The sequence below is a fragment of the Staphylococcus sp. EG-SA-2 genome (assembly GCF_017152085.1).
The window spans coordinates 1-681 of record NZ_JACYHC010001144.1 but is presented as its reverse complement, the minus strand read 5'-3'; the positions used below and the strand labels follow the sequence as shown (position 1 = coordinate 681).

General features: G+C 33.8%; 1 protein-coding gene. It reads right to left on the bottom strand.

The window, feature by feature from the left end; translation table 11 throughout:
- Window positions 1–634, bottom strand: a 634-nt coding sequence (locus tag IDG60_RS28020; protein ID WP_206161061.1) for an N-acetylneuraminate lyase, incomplete at its 3' end; no start/stop codon positions are given.
- Window positions 635–681: the final 47 nt, after the last annotated feature.

Genomic DNA, 681 nt, shown 5'->3' with positions numbered 1-681 from the left:
CGTTATATGTAGAACCAATTGCACCATCTACGCCAGAAATCGTAGCTTGAACTAACATTTCATCAAAGCCAGATAAGATTAATTTGTCTGGGAATGCTTTTCTAATACGTTCGAGTAGGAAGAAGTTTGGCGCTGTATATTTAACACCAACAATTTTTTCATGATTAAATAGCTCGCTGAATTGTTCAATAGAAATATTCACACCTGTTAAATCTGGTATTGCATAAATAATCATATTGTTCTGAGTTGCTTCGATAATATCGAAATAGTAATCTCTAATTTCTTCAAAAGTAAATGGATAGTAGAATGGTGTTACGGCAGAAAGTGCATCATAACCGAGTTCTGTGGCATATTTTCCAAGTTCAATGGCTTCATTTAAATCTAACGAACCTACTTGAGCAATCAATTTCACTTTATCCCCAACTGCCTCTTTGGCAACTTTGAAAACTTGCTTCTTCTGCTCTGTATTTAATAAAAAGTTTTCGCCTGAGCTACCATTTACATAAAGACCGTCTAATTCTTCAGTTTCAATGGCATTTTGAGCAATTTGTTTGAGTCCTTGTTCATTTACTTGACCATTTTCATCAAAAGGAACGAGTAACGCTGCATATAAACCTTTTAAATCTTTGTTCATTATGAAGTCCCTCCAAAAATCATTTGATAATATAGTTTACAGCTATA